Raw genomic sequence first — 13,136 nt, forward strand, 5'->3', positions numbered from 1 at the left:
ATCAATAAGAATTAGTAAATTCCATACCCGAGTTTGGAATTAGTAAGTTCCATGTCGTGTGTTAAAGGGGTGGAATTTAGTTTTACAAGTTACTTTAGATTGCTTTTATTTTGCTTGGACTTATGAGCAGGTTGACTTGGCCACATTATTGTGATATCGTATCCAAGTCTTAATTCATTGGTGGGGTCGCCAAATTATTCAAAAAACATCAAATATATAAACGTTCGGATATAGTGGCTTTTTGCCCTTTTTTCGAATAAAATATAAGGAGAAGAAATTTGATTAAAGATTTAGAAGAGTATGAACATTTAACAATTACAAATAACTTTATTTTCTGCAAAATTATGCAGTATTATCCTGATTTATGTAAGGAATTGGTTGAACTTATTTTAAACAGGAAAATTGGAAGCATAGTTAAGAATGACAGCGAGCATACTATAGAAACGAGCCCGGATGGCAAGGGTGTTCGCTTGGATGTGTATTTTGAAGATGATCTTTCTTGCATGTATGATATTGAAATGCAAGTGATCGATAATAAGGATTTGCCACGCAGATCAAGATTTTATCAAAGCATTATCGATAACAGAGATCTGGAAAAGGGGTATGATTACACACAGCTTAGAGATAGTTATGTGATATTTATATGTCCCTTTAACATCTTTGATGAGTATGGCTACCATATTTACACATTTCAGGCACGTGCAAAGGAAAACACAAACATTATTTTGGAAGATGGGACATCAAAAGTATTTGTTTGTGCAAAAGGATGCAGTGATGATGTTTCCGAGAATATGAAATTATTTTTGGATTATCTTTCCGGTGAACTTAGCGACAATAACTTAGTTAGAAAACTGGATGATGCTGTCAAGTTTGCCAGGAAAAGCAAAGAATGGAGGGCAGAATATATGCTTACACAGCAAGACAAATTGATAATGCAGCACGAATATGAAGCTCTTCTATCTGAGAAGGACGAAGCCTTGGCAGAGAAGAACGAAGCTTTAGCAGAGAAAGACAAAGCCATAGCAGAGAAGAATGCTGAGATTGCCAGGCTTAAAGCACTCTTGGATAAAAAAGAGTAAACTTAGTATAGTCCAAAAACTATAAAAATCAGGGTGTAACGGAAGGAATGAACCCTTCGCTACACCCTGCATTATTATATAAATACTTAGAGAGAAAACAGTTTATTTACCTTTCAGGATGCAAGAAATCATAGGTCACTTTTCCGTTTTTGCAAGCTATAAGATGTTCTTCGGGATCGGTCTCATCGAGAAGAATTACATATACATGCCTATCATATTTTTTATAAGCAGCATACAATGTTTCACTTATATCTCTCATTGCTTCAACCATGTAATCCCAGGTGGGCTGGTACTTTTCGTCTATTGCAGCCAGTTTTACAAGGTCGTTCATTCCGGTATACCACATCTCAACAACTATACGGTCATCATAGGTTCTGAGATTGTAGCCGCTGCTTTCATCATCATCACAGCTTGATTTAAGCAATTCGTCGGTATAAGCAACAAGTTCATCTAGAGTCATAGCGTCCACTTCAGGACTGATTTCCACAGTGGTTTCTTCTGTTACTGTCCCTGCAGCTGGCTCAGATGCGGATGTTTTTACAGTACCTGTCATTTGATTAGCGGCTAAAACCCTGACTGACGGAGCCATTACTAGTGACATCATTATTGCCAAAGCCGTAAATGTAGCAAGCTTCTTATTGATCTTAACCATAAAAAATCCTCCTAACGCCTAGTCTTTTTCCACGTTACTTATAAATCAATTATATTTTGCAAAGTCTTTTTTTAGCCATAAAAATCCTATTAAATACGCCTGAAAAAGATTTTATATATCAGTAAAAACACCAATAACTGAAACAAATTTTTTACTTTTGCTCTTTTTCCGAATAAAATAGGAGGAGAGGATTTTTTAGAAAACCAATAAAACACAAAAACTCAACTATGGATGTTGTATTTGGGAGCGATTAAGGAGTCGTTATGAGAGTAACCGGCGGACTTGTTTTTGATAATAATTTCAGATTTGTGGAAAAAGATATATTTACCGATGGCGAATTCTTTGTCGATGGGGCGGCTGCTGTGAAGGAATCAGAAGCAACTTATGATGATAAGGTTGTTGATGCATCCGGATGCTATGTTATTCCCGGTCTTGTGGATATTCATGTCCATGGATGTATGGGAAGTGATTTCTGTGATGGAAGTTTGCAGGCTATAGAAAAGCTTCTGATCTACGAGGCGTCCTGCGGAGTTACAGCGATTTGCCCGACAACCATGACTGTTTCAAAAGAGAAGCTCCTGAAGGTGGCTGATGCTACCCGGGAGTTCTTTTTGCATGCTGATTCAAAAGATAATACCGAAGAGTTTGCTAGGAAAAAATCACTTCAAAATATGGCGCATTTTATCGGAATAAACATGGAAGGTCCCTTCATTTCTCCTGAAAAGAAAGGTTCTCAGGAACTGTCCGATATTCTTGCTCCTGATGTAGATTTTGCCAGAGAAATGATAAGAAGAAGTGGTGAGAAAATTTCCCTGATCGACATCGCACCTGAAACCGAGGGAGCCATGGATTTCATAAGAGAACTCGCTGGGGAGGTGACAATCTCCATAGCCCACACGGATTGTGACTATAACACTGCTATGGAGGCGATGAAGCTTGGCGCTCATCATGTAACTCATCTCTATAATGCCATGAGACCATTTCTCCACAGGGCTCCGGGAGTTGTAGGAGCTGCAGCAGATGATCCTGAGTGTATGGTAGAACTCATAACAGATGGAGTTCATCATCATCACAGCGTGGATCGAAACACCTTCAGACTTATTGATAAGGGCAGAATCGTTCTTATAAGCGACAGCATGCGTGCAACCGGACTTCCGGACGGAAGCTACGAGCTAGGCGGTCATGAGGTGCATGTAGAGGGCAAGCGTGCCCTCCTTTCAGACGGAACCATCGCTGCCAGCGTAACTAATCTCTATGACTGTATGATTACTCTTGTTAAGGAGATAGGAATTCCGCTTGAGACAGCAGTGCAGTGCGCTACCATCAATCCCGCAAAATCAGTTCATGCTGATGACAAGCTTGGCAGCATAACTCCCGGAAAATATGCGGATTTTCTTCTTGTTGATAAGGACACACTTGAGCTTAAGGCTGCTTTCTGTAAGGGAAAATGTGTTATCTGATGTATTTAATATATGGATATAGGCACTAATTATGAGATAATTGCCAAGATGCAGCCTGCCTTTGCTATATATTGGTAGTATTCTACAGACAATAAACCAAGATAAAGCTGATTTCAGTTATATATTGGTATTATTTTTGCAAATCTGAACCAAGATATAACCGGTTTTAGAAATATCTTGGTATTACTATGATTGCTGTGAACCAAGATAATGCTGGCTTTAATAATATCTTGGTGCTATCAAAGTAATTCCATGCCAAGATAAATCTAGAAACACAAATATATTGGTTACCCCTCTAAAATCTCGTACCAAGAAAAAGTCTAAACTACAAAAATCTTGGCATGCGTGGCCCGGAGGCTCCTAGCAGGAATCGGTTTGTCACTTTTTACAGTGGGTATTCGTTCTTTTGGAGGCGGATATACAGAGGACTTTGGTTCAGTAACCAATCTTATTATCGGTACTTTTACCCTTGTTGTTTGCCTTGTCTGGCTAGCTTTTGTAAAGGGATATCTAAAACAGCTTTCTGTCTTCCTGATCTACCTCGTCTCAGTTGCAGAGACCATAGGTGATACATCTGCCATGGCTTCAGGCGGTTTAAATCGTGAGGCTACGCAGGATGAAGTTTCCGGATCTCTTGCAGTTGATGGATATGCTTCAGCTATATCTTCACTATTTGCATGTCCTCCTCTTTCATCTTATTCTCAGAATGATTCTTATTGCAGGTGTAGTAGCTATGATACTTAGTTATGTGCTTCCTGAAAATATGGAAATAAAAAATACAGAAAGCAAATAAATTAAAGCGAAAAAAACAGCAGCACAATATAGTATTTATACATAAATTCTTTATCGTTATTTAATATAATCACCAATTGATTTGATGTACCATATATTTATAGATATTATGCCCTCAGTGTCGGAACGACTCCTTTACAAGGAAGGTGAACGTCTTGAAAAATATGCGGAGATCAAGTCAAATCTTCATAGTTTTGCTATGCACCTTCATGGTGTTTATTAGCACTGCTATGTCTTCAAACAGCGTAGCGGCAGCTTCAAAGAAACCGCTTATCGTGGGTGTTCCGGCTGACCGCTGCCCTATGTTTTATGTTGATCATCGGACAAACGAAATTGTCGGTATAGGGGCTGATCTTCTGCGTGAAGCAGGAGATGCAGCCGGCTATGAAGTACAGTTTAAGGCAATGCAGGAAGGAAATATTAAGGCGGCCCTCGATAATGATAAGTATGACCTTGTCATGCCGCTTGGAAGTGCTATTTCAAGCGAGGGTGGTCTGCAAAGTGTCATAACGGATGCCTTGGTAGAGACGCCGATGACACTTGTTACTGTGAGTAATCCGGAACTTCCTGCATTTAACAAGTTAAGAGTAGGTATGCTTAAATCTCAGGCAGGTATTGCGGAGACACTCAAACAGACTGTACCGGGAATGGATATAACTTTATACGAAGATGTTTCTGAATGTGTGAGCGTGCTTAAGGCGGGAAAAGTTGATGCACTTTTGAATAATGCATATGTATGGAGCTACCTGTTTCAAAAGCCATCCTATTCGAATCTGAGGGTTTATCCGACGGAAGTCATTTCCATGGGAGTTTATGCAGGCGCGCCTGATACTTCAAATAGCCGTAAGATTATTGAGAAGCTGAACAAGGGAATAGCAACGATTCCAGATAGTGAAAAGCAGGCTATTATTCTTGATTACACGACAAGAAGGCTGTATAAATATAACCTTTTGGATTATATGTATGCGTACAGAGTGATTCTGGGAATATTCTTTATAGTTGTCGTGGTTGGAGTCATTATGTACTTCAGACTCAGAAAAGCCTACAAGGTCGCAGAGGAAGCTTCCAGGGCTAAGACTCTGTTTCTTGCAAATATGTCACATGAGATCAGAACACCCATAAATTCAATTATGGGTATGGGGGAACTTGTGCAGAGAGAGACGAACGACAAAAAAATCAAGCAGTACGCATTCAATATAAACAGTTCTGCCAATGCGCTTCTGTTCCTTGTGAATGATATTCTTGATTTTTCCAGGATGGAAGAGGACAAGTTAAAGATAAAAAAAGAGTCCTATCATTTATCGAGCATGATTCACGATGTCAATATGATGATTACAGAACGTGCAGAGAGCAAGGGACTTTTCTATAATCCAATAGTTAATCCGAATATTCCAGATGGGCTTATCGGCGATGAATCAAGGCTGAAGCAGGTCCTGATAAACCTTCTTACAAACGGTGTGAAGTACACCATGGCAGGCTTTGTGGAGCTGAATATAGACTTTACAAAGGTTGAAAATGATTGCATCGATTTGAAAATTCACGTCAAGGACTCAGGCATTGGAATGAAACCTGAGGAGCTTGATAAACTGTTTAGTACCTTGGAGAAAATTGAAGAAGGCAATAGAAGATCCCTTGAGGGGATAGGGTTGGGCTTGAGTATTGTCAAACAGATTCTTGATGGAATGGACAGCAAGCTTGAAATTAAGAGTTCGTATGGCGTAGGTAGTGAGTTTTCCTTTGTAGTAAGACAGAAGGTAGCCAACTGGGAGAAGATAGGGGCATATGACAAAATTGATGAGGAAGTTGCTACCGGACAGGGCAATTACAGTCCAAGCTTTATTGCTCCCAATGTAAAAATCCTGGCAGTTGATGATAATGAACTGAATCTTAAGGTTGTTACAGGGCTTCTGGAACGTACAAGGATGACAGTGGATACTGCCCTTAGTGGAAAGACGGCTCTGGATCTCCTTAGCAAAACGAAATATGACATTTTGCTGATAGACCACCGTATGCCCAAGATGGATGGTGTAGAGCTCCTGAAGCATATCAAATACGATGCAGATGGAATAAATTATTACAGCGTTTGCATAGTCCTTACAGCTAATGTTGTCAGCGGAGTAAGAGACATGTTTATTAAGGCCGGTTTTGATGATTATCTGGAAAAACCGGTTAACGGAAAACGTCTCGAGGATATGCTGAAGAAGTATATTCCGGCTGAGAAAATAATTACTCCGGGAAGCGCCGAGGCTAATGCTATTGAACAAAATATTGGTAATGGCTCGGAAGAAACTGAAGGCAGTGACGATAATAACGAAGAACCTCCGGTAGTCAGATCCGACACTAAAAAAGTGCTTAACAGTCTGGAGAAAGAGGGCTATATCGATATCGAAGCAGGAGTGGACTACGCCGGAACGGAGGAATTGTTTGTCGATACACTTCGTTTCTTCAGGGACAGCGTGGATAAGAAATCGGATGAAATAGAAGAGCTTTACTTTAAAGAAGAAATTGAGGATTACACAACAAAGGTTCATGCACTAAAGAGCTCCGCCAGAATAATCGGAGCGAGGGACCTGTCCGAAAAAGCAAGACTTCTTGAGGAAGCCGGAAATCGCGGAGACCTTGATTACATTAAAGATAACAATAGCGAATTGCTTGAAGATTATCGAAAGTACAAGGAGGTACTGGAGCAGTTGTAGTGTCTGTGAGAGGATAAGCAGTGAAGGCAAATACTTATCGGAACAAGAAATACAACCTGCTCGGAGTGGGAACCATTTCATTTGGTATTGCAGTCAATGTGATTATTTCCTATGTGTCCTATAAATTGGACTTACCCATTTTTCTCGATACAATAGGAACCATAATTGTTGCTGCAATGGGTGGACTGTTTCCCGGGATAGTGACAGCTGTAGTGACCAATTTGATCTGCACTGTATTTAATAACATTGCGGTTTATTTTGGATTTGTAAACACTCTGGTTGCTATCTATGTAGCATGGTTTGTAAGAAAAAGATCGTTTCGTAAAATTCAAAATATAATCCTGTTCATACTGGTTTCGGGAATTATAAGCGGCGGAATCAGCGTGCTTATTCAGTGGGGCCTTTTTGGAGGCCCTCAGCAGGACTACACTCTGAGAATCCTTTCTGCGATCGGTGCAGAAGATGAATTTTACAGGTTCTTTATGTCTCTTGTAATAAACATCTGCATGGATATTATTGACAAGAGCATTTCTATAGCAGCAGCGCTTGCAGTTATTCATTTTATTCCATCAAAAGCGCGGGCTATCATGCAGGAGATGGGATGGAGACAGCGGCCACTGTCGCCTGAAGAAATCCGGGAGATGGATGAGCATGCAGGTAAAACTCATCATTCCGTGAAAAGACGAATGACGCTTATGCTGCTGGCGATTTCTGTTGCTACTTTGATGAGAACAATGTCTATCACAGAGGACCCGGTTTTCTTGTGTGTTACATTGTTCCGGTAATATGCCCGATCATCCAGTACACAGCTGTAAGAATGTATAGAAAGAGGATAGCAAGACTTATTTACATTGCACTTACGGCATACATTTTTGTACCAATTGTAGTCGGGATTATTCAGATATTTGCGTATGGTGTTTCCATCGTAAACATGGCAATGGCTGTGGTATCAATACTCATGTATGTGTTCTCTTACCTTGACATTAACGATACGGTTGAGAAGGCACAGCGTGTTCAAATGCACGAACTGCGGGAGGAGAGACGGAGTATGAAGCGCCTCTTTGATCAGACAGCTACTGCGTTTGTGACAGCGGTTGAAAAGAAGGATTCTTTCTCTGTCGGAACTTCCGAGCGTGTTGCGGATTGTGCTAAAAGGATAGCGGAGATTTACGGGAAAAGTGCTGAGGAATGCGATGAGATATATTACGCAGCGCTTCTTCATGATGTCGGAAGAATAGGAATCGCGGATAATCTCATTGATAAGAATCCGATGTCCCGAATGTACAGGTAAACGGCTTCCGCAGCGCATCTACTCAGGGAATAAAGGTTGAAGACGGTCTTAATATCAAATTCCATAGCATGACACTTCCCGATGCGGGCCTTGTGTGGCATTGTCCTTACATAGTTCTTTTCTCCTCCGAGGATGGAAACGTAGGAGGAGGTGGATATAAAGAATATGCGCTTATTAAGATCAACGGCGAGGAAGAGGAAGCAGAGACAAATGCACGCAACAAATTTATTATGAAAAAGAAGGACACCTTCCCCGGGTGGGATACCTGGAAGTCTGAAAATAAGGCAGGAATAGAGAGTGAGATAAACTTTATTAAGCGGGGAAACAAGATTACAACAATCACTGAAAACCTTGGTATTTACATAGAAAACATTACCGAGGTATCGGGACTGGGAGAGAATGTTTACGCGGCTCTCACCGGCGACGAAGTCGCCCTGACTGACATCAGAATACGATAAAAAATATGGCACAGACACCTCTAAGCTAAGAGGAGCTGTGCCATTTCTGCTTTTATAAAAATCAGTTATCAAATGATACATCAAACAAACCACTAGTAATATCTGCTTTAATGTACTTTTCTTTATTATTGTCTGTTCTGAATTTGCGCTCTGTTATAGTGCCGCCAACCTTGATAGTTCCGGAAGTTGCATCTATATTAAAGTCGTAATCGTCTTTATTTCCGGCGATGCCAAGCTTCATATCACCTGAAGTAGACTGAAGATCAGCTTTGTTCACCTTGAATTTCTCAAAGACCATAAGACCGCTTGTCATATCGGCACTGAGTTCATCTGTTTCACAATCTGTAAGGTGCATATCTCCCGAGGTGAGTTCGAGGCTAAGTTTTTCAGTGATGACTTTATCGAGATTGATGTCACCTGAAGATGCGGATACCCTAAGATCTTCGGACTTTATGTTATCAAGCTTTACAACTCCTGAAGATACTTCAACTTTTCCCTTGATATCAACACTTTCGACAGCTATTGTACCGGAAGAAGCCTCGAGTTTGGTATCGATTATTCCGGCATTATCGGGAACAGTAATCTTGTAATACTGCTCACCATCTCTGTCAAAATTGAAGCTGAGAAGTATTCCGTTATGTGAAGGCTGATCAATCTTAAGCTTTTTACCTTTCTGATCCACCTTGGGAATGTTGTCCTTATAGGCGCAGTACTCAAGCTTATAGGAATCACCTCTTACCAGATATGTATTGATTGATGCTGTATCCACGTCCACCTCGTCAAATTCGGAAAGCTTTATAGTATCTTTTACCAGTTCTTTATTTGCTCTTGCGCTCGCGCCGTTTGAGCCGATTGCGATAATGGGGCTGGCACCAAGAAGGATCCCTGCGCCGAGGATTATCGCACCGAAAGCTACCATCACACCTGCTACCATAAATACAATTCTATTATTCATATCGCGTCTCCCTCACTTTCTTATTTCTAAAAATCGAACGGAAAAATGCTTTAACAAATATAATAAGTGCATAGGTAAGTGCTATTCCAAGACCTGCCATGATCAATCCTGCACCTATTGTGAAGAACTTCTGGCCTATTCCGGGAACCATCACGCCCCAGAATATGGAAGCAAAACCTGCTGCTGCAATTGCAACTGCTGTAATTACCAGTGATAAGAGTATGGCCAGTAATGCTATGCCAAGTGCAAACACAACCGCAACTGCTGCAATTCCAAGGGGCAGTGAGAGAGGGAGAGATATTATGCCAAGTATTGTGAGCCATAAAACTGTGGCCTTTCCCTTTACTGTCTTTTGCTCCTCGGTGTTCTCTATGTGCTTTTGCGTGCACTGTTCGATAATACTTTTGGCAACTTCCTTGGGAGTTCCGAGCTTTGCTACAACATCCTCGTCTCCGGTAAGTTCCATGTCGGAAATATATCCATCGTAATACTCGATAGCATCCAGCCTGTCGTCGACAGGGATGAGTCTTAATCTGTTATCGAGTTCATTTAAAAATTGTTCCTTGTTCATTCTGTCATCCCCTCCTCAGAACTCTTGGCGATGTCTGATCCTGTCCCCTTTATCAGACCGTCGATTTTGTCCTTGTACTCGTTCCATTCGCCTTCATAGAATCCAAGCATCTGCCTGCCTTCATCCGTGATTGCGTAATATCGTCTGTTTCGCCCCTGAAATGGAGCATCATAGGTTCTTAGGCACCCTGATTTCTGAAGTCTTCTGAGAACCGGATAGAGGGTAGATTCCGAAATATCCACCACCTGACGCACCTTTTGTGTCAAAGTGTAACCATATGAATCTTCACTTCTAACTATTCCCAGAACGCAGGCATCAAGTAGTGGTGCTGTTAATTGATACGTCATGCTTGTCGCTCCTTTCTATTTTTTTTGATTATACAATATTATATAGCGTATAGTATTATAAAAGTCAACACATTATATAAAAAATAATAATATAACAGGAATAAGGATGAACTGTTTTGGGAATGAAAATAATATGTTATTATATTGATAAGAGGCAAAGACGCTTACATCAGTGGCGTTCTTTGCCTTTTTGTTTTACATAGTGTTTTCTCGCATGGAGGGCTTCGTATGGCAGCATTTGACAGAATATTGTCCGGGATTCCGGAGATGGATAAGGCACTTGATAACATAAGACTTGGAGACAACGTGGTTTTCAGAGTTTCAGAACTCTCGGAGTTTAAGCTTTTCGTGGATCCATATATTGAGCAGGCAAAAAAGGATAATCGAAACATTATCTATTTTAGGTTTGCATCCCATGAGCCTTTAGTGGAGGAATGCCCGGAGGTCAAAACTATCCATATTCCGCTGTCGCATCGCTTTGAGACCTTCACTGTGGAGATACATAACATTATAGATAAAGAAGGTAAAGATGCCTTCTATGTGTTTGACTGTCTTTCAGAACTGCAGATTGCCTGGGCGACCGACCTTATGATGGGTAATTTTTTTAGAGTTACCTGCCCGTTTCTATTCATTCTTGATACAGTGGCCTTTTTCCCGATTATAAGAGGTAAACACTCCTATCATGCAGTTAATAAGATTCTCAATACTACTCAGCTTTTCCTAGATGTTTATTCTGATACCAGAAATGTTTACGTGAGGGCGGAGAAGGTCTGGAACCGCGACTCAGAGACAATGTTCCTTCCGCATATTTATAAAAAGGAGGATGGGACCTTCAGACCTATTCTGGATGGTGTCCAGTCAAGCCGGTTTTACCAGGTGCTTGATAATTTCCAGAGGCCCGGTGAAGATCAGTACATCGATTTCTGGGACAGATTTTTCAACATGGCCAAAATGCAGTTCGACAACCATATGGACATCGAGGAATCCTGCAACATGATGTGCAATATCATGATGACCCGCGATGAGAAGATGAGGCAGATGGTGAAAAAGCACTTTAGGCCGGAGGACTATTTCAACGTTCGAAGTCACATGATAGGAACCGGACTTATCGGAGGAAAAGCCTGTGGAATGCTGCTTTCAAGAGCAATCATAAGGAATATGGCTCCCGAAATTAACGAGGTATTGGAGCCCCATGATTCATTTTTTATAGGTTCTGATATCTATTACACCTACATCGTCGACAATGAATTCTGGGATATCCGCGTCAGACAGAGAACGGAAGAAGAGTACTTCTCCCTTGCGGAGGAATTTGCGGATAAACTTAAAATGGGAGTTTTTTCTGAGGATCTCAGAACTCAGTTCGGACATATTCTGGAGTATTACGGACAGGATCCGTTTATCGTAAGATCCAGCAGCATCCTTGAGGACGGCTTTGGCAATGCTTTTGCGGGAAAATATGAATCGGTATTCTGTGCCAACAGGGGTACTCTTGAGGAACGCCTGACGGAATTCGAGAATGCCATTAGGACTGTATATGCGAGCTCCATGAGTCTGTCAGCTCTTGATTACAGAAAAAGAAGAGGGCTTGATAAGAGAGATGAGCAGATGGCTTTGCTTGTTCAGAGAGTTTCAGGCTCCTATTATGGACAGTACTACATGCCCTGTGCGGCAGGAGTTGGCTATTCCTACAGTCCATACAAGTTCCTCTCGGGCATTGATCCTAAGGCCGGTATGCTGAGACTTGTCATGGGACTTGGTACCTCAGCTGTCGACAGAACCATGGGGTCCTATCCGCGCCTCGTTAGCCTTGATATGCCTGAAGCAACTTCATCTGTTACGATAGCGGAGAAGCACCAGTTTTCACAAAGGGCGGTCGAAGCAGTGGATGTGGGCGAGCATGCACTTAAGAGGCTTGAACTTCGCGAAATCGAGAGCAAGCTCCCGATGTATCTCATAAACACTCTCTTAGAGCACGACTTCGAGGTGGAGGATTCTCTAAAGGAGCGCGGAATCTACCGTGATGTGAGATTCATTTCCTGTAGGGGGCTTGTGAAAAAAGAACAGCTGATGACTCAGATGCAGCAGCTGATGCAGGTTATCCAGAAGGAATACGAGCACGCGGTGGACATCGAATTTACAATGAACCTCTCAGAGAATGGAGAATATTCGATAAACCTTTTGCAGTGCAGACCGCTGCAGATATTCAAGGATACAGCAGCAGTCGAGATCCCTGAGAATATTCCGAAGGAGAAGATCATCCTCGAGAGCGTCGGAGCTTCGATGGGACTTTCCAGAAGCGTTCAAATTGACCTTATCGTCTACGTGGACCCTAAGGCTTATTACAACATGCCCTACGCAGAGAAGTCCGGCATTGCGAACCTCATCGGGAAAGTCAACTGGACTTACAGAGAACAAGGCAGGCGCATGCTCCTCATCGTGCCCGGTCGAATCGGAACCTCCTCACCCGAGCTTGGCGTACCCACAACCTTCGCCGATATCAGTGAGTTTGAGGCTGTTTGCGAAGTTGAGGAAAAAGAAGTGGGCTACAATCCCGAGCTCTCCTACGGAAGCCACATCTTCCAGGATCTCGTCGAGGCTGACATCCTCTACACCGCTGTTTTTGCGAATGAAAAGACTCTTGCTTTCGCTCCGGATAAGCTCTCCGCATATAAAGATATCTCCTCTGATTTTATAAGTGATGAGAAAAATAAAGACATAGCCAGAGTCTACGATCTTAAAGGCAGCGAACTTACTCTGTACTACGACCTTGAGAACAACAAATTGCTATTGGTATAGGATAGTAAATAAAAATTTCATCCCCCGGTAAATAATTTG

Annotated in this window: 11 protein-coding genes and 1 pseudogene; 8 read left to right on the forward strand and 4 right to left on the reverse strand. The window is 41.7% G+C overall.

Annotation, left to right across the window (positions count from 1 at the left end):
* The first annotated feature begins 278 nt into the window (after positions 1-278).
* Positions 279-1,079: an Rpn family recombination-promoting nuclease/putative transposase gene (locus tag BLR42_RS07935; protein ID WP_022760669.1), complete on the forward strand. Its 801-nt coding sequence runs from the start codon at positions 279-281 to the stop codon at positions 1,077-1,079.
* A 106-nt stretch (positions 1,080-1,185) separates the two neighbouring features.
* Here BLR42_RS07935 and BLR42_RS07940 read toward each other — a convergent pair whose 3' ends face one another.
* Entirely contained in the window at positions 1,186-1,731 is a 546-nt protein-coding gene (locus BLR42_RS07940; RefSeq protein WP_091868086.1) for a hypothetical protein, read from the reverse strand.
* A 263-nt stretch (positions 1,732-1,994) separates the two neighbouring features.
* Here BLR42_RS07940 and nagA point away from each other — a divergent pair, with 263 nt between their 5' ends.
* From nagA to BLR42_RS07970, 6 genes and pseudogenes are all read left to right on the forward strand, one after another.
* Positions 1,995-3,191: an N-acetylglucosamine-6-phosphate deacetylase gene (gene nagA / locus BLR42_RS07945; RefSeq protein WP_091868088.1), complete on the forward strand. Its 1,197-nt coding sequence runs from the start codon at positions 1,995-1,997 to the stop codon at positions 3,189-3,191.
* A 345-nt stretch (positions 3,192-3,536) separates the two neighbouring features.
* A pseudogene (locus BLR42_RS07950) lies at positions 3,537-3,899 on the forward strand (solute carrier family 23 protein); the annotation flags it as partial.
* A gap of 248 nt (positions 3,900-4,147) precedes the next feature.
* The gene (locus tag BLR42_RS07955) at positions 4,148-6,679 is read left to right on the forward strand and encodes a response regulator (RefSeq protein ID WP_170832684.1); all 2,532 of its coding nucleotides are present in this window, start codon (positions 4,148-4,150) and stop codon (positions 6,677-6,679) included.
* 20 nt (positions 6,680-6,699) lie between these two features.
* A complete protein-coding gene (locus BLR42_RS07960) occupies positions 6,700-7,464 on the forward strand; it encodes a hypothetical protein (RefSeq protein ID WP_091868095.1) in 765 nt (254 codons plus the stop codon).
* The gene (locus BLR42_RS07965) at positions 7,443-7,970 is read left to right on the forward strand and encodes an HD-GYP domain-containing protein (RefSeq protein ID WP_091868097.1); all 528 of its coding nucleotides are present in this window, start codon (positions 7,443-7,445) and stop codon (positions 7,968-7,970) included. Before BLR42_RS07960 ends, BLR42_RS07965 begins: the two co-directional genes overlap by 22 nt.
* Before the next feature lie 68 nt (positions 7,971-8,038).
* Positions 8,039-8,428: a hypothetical protein gene (locus BLR42_RS07970; protein ID WP_091868099.1), complete on the forward strand. Its 390-nt coding sequence runs from the start codon at positions 8,039-8,041 to the stop codon at positions 8,426-8,428.
* A 61-nt stretch (positions 8,429-8,489) separates the two neighbouring features.
* Here BLR42_RS07970 and BLR42_RS07975 read toward each other — a convergent pair whose 3' ends face one another.
* From BLR42_RS07975 to BLR42_RS07985, 3 genes are read right to left on the reverse strand one after another with little or no spacing between them, the layout of a single operon-like run.
* Positions 8,490-9,383 (reverse strand): DUF4097 family beta strand repeat-containing protein, encoded by an 894-nt coding sequence (locus tag BLR42_RS07975; RefSeq protein ID WP_091868101.1) that lies wholly within the window; start codon positions 9,381-9,383, stop codon positions 8,490-8,492.
* Positions 9,376-9,954: a DUF1700 domain-containing protein gene (locus BLR42_RS07980; RefSeq protein ID WP_022760660.1), complete on the reverse strand. Its 579-nt coding sequence runs from the start codon at positions 9,952-9,954 to the stop codon at positions 9,376-9,378. Before BLR42_RS07980 ends, BLR42_RS07975 begins: the two co-directional genes overlap by 8 nt.
* On the reverse strand, positions 9,951-10,301 hold the full coding sequence (locus BLR42_RS07985; protein ID WP_022760659.1) for a PadR family transcriptional regulator: 351 nt from the start codon (positions 10,299-10,301) through the stop codon (positions 9,951-9,953). The genes BLR42_RS07980 and BLR42_RS07985 overlap by 4 nt, the downstream gene beginning before the upstream one ends.
* Positions 10,302-10,529: 228 nt before the next feature.
* Between BLR42_RS07985 and BLR42_RS07990 the strand changes: the two genes are divergently transcribed.
* Positions 10,530-13,097 carry a PEP/pyruvate-binding domain-containing protein gene (locus BLR42_RS07990; RefSeq protein ID WP_091868103.1) on the forward strand — a complete coding sequence of 856 codons (2,568 nt, stop codon included), beginning with the start codon at positions 10,530-10,532 and terminating at the stop codon, positions 13,095-13,097.
* Positions 13,098-13,136 lie beyond the last annotated feature (39 nt).

Origin of the sequence: Butyrivibrio sp. INlla16 (genome assembly GCF_900104155.1) — a bacterium.
GTDB lineage: Bacteria > Bacillota > Clostridia > Lachnospirales > Lachnospiraceae > Butyrivibrio.

Excerpts from the sequence above, each read along its gene's own strand:
- nagA (WP_091868088.1), top strand. The coding sequence starts at position 1,995 with ATGAGAGTAACCGGCGGACTTGTTTTTGATAATAATTTCAGATTTGTG.
- BLR42_RS07955 (WP_170832684.1), top strand. The coding sequence starts at position 4,148 with ATGCGGAGATCAAGTCAAATCTTCATAGTTTTGCTATGCACCTTCATG.
- BLR42_RS07985 (WP_022760659.1), bottom strand. The coding sequence starts at position 10,301 with ATGACGTATCAATTAACAGCACCACTACTTGATGCCTGCGTTCTGGGA.
- BLR42_RS07975 (WP_091868101.1), bottom strand. The coding sequence starts at position 9,383 with ATGAATAATAGAATTGTATTTATGGTAGCAGGTGTGATGGTAGCTTTC.
- BLR42_RS07940 (WP_091868086.1), bottom strand. The coding sequence starts at position 1,731 with ATGGTTAAGATCAATAAGAAGCTTGCTACATTTACGGCTTTGGCAATA.
- BLR42_RS07980 (WP_022760660.1), bottom strand. The coding sequence starts at position 9,954 with ATGAACAAGGAACAATTTTTAAATGAACTCGATAACAGATTAAGACTC.
- BLR42_RS07990 (WP_091868103.1), top strand. The coding sequence starts at position 10,530 with ATGGCAGCATTTGACAGAATATTGTCCGGGATTCCGGAGATGGATAAG.
- BLR42_RS07970 (WP_091868099.1), top strand. The coding sequence starts at position 8,039 with ATGACACTTCCCGATGCGGGCCTTGTGTGGCATTGTCCTTACATAGTT.